The sequence below is a fragment of the Chloroflexaceae bacterium genome, from assembly GCA_025057155.1.
Classification (GTDB): domain Bacteria; phylum Chloroflexota; class Chloroflexia; order Chloroflexales; family Chloroflexaceae; genus JACAEO01.
Genome location: JANWYD010000113.1, coordinates 1 through 645, shown reverse-complemented (window position 1 = coordinate 645; position 645 = coordinate 1). Strand labels below are relative to the sequence as shown.

Here is a 645-nt window from a genome sequence, read left to right as displayed (position 1 = left end):
CAGCGCATCGGCCTCGTCGAACAGCAGAATGGCGCCCCCGGACTCGGCGGCGTCGAAGATGCGGCGCAGGTTCTTTTCTGTCTCGCCGATGTATTTGCTGACAACCGACGACAGGTCGATGCGATAGAGATCGAGGTGCAGTTCGTTCGCCAGCACTTCAGCGGCCATTGTCTTGCCAGTGCCGCTGGCGCCGGCAAACAGCGCGCTGATCCCCAGACCGCGCGAACTGCGCGCGGCGAATCCCCAGGTTTCGTACACCCGCGCCCGCTGCCGCACATGCGCCGCAATATCGCGCAACAACTGGCGCTGCGGCATCGGCAGCACCAGATCGTCCCACGATACCGATGATTCGATCCGCTGCGCCAGATCATCAAGGCGGGGACGCGCCTGTGCGCGACTGGCATCCCACACGGCGCACGCAACATCATGACCGACTCCCTCCTGGACGCGACCGAGCGCCTCGGCGCTGGCGGCGCGAATCGCGTGCGCGCTCAGGTTGAACTGAGAAATCAGCAGATCAACGTGCCCATCGAGATGATCAGCGGCAGCGCCAAGCGCCAGTCGCCAGGCGTCGCGTTGCTCACGGCTGCTGGCGCGCTGCACATCAATCGTAATAGTCACCCGCTGCGTCGGACGCCAGCGGTC

General features: G+C 65.0%; 1 protein-coding gene. It reads right to left on the bottom strand.

Translation table 11 applies throughout. The features are described 5' to 3' along the window. On the bottom strand, nt 1-645 hold a 645-nt coding region (locus NZU74_20555; GenBank protein ID MCS6883719.1), incomplete at both ends, for an ATP-binding protein.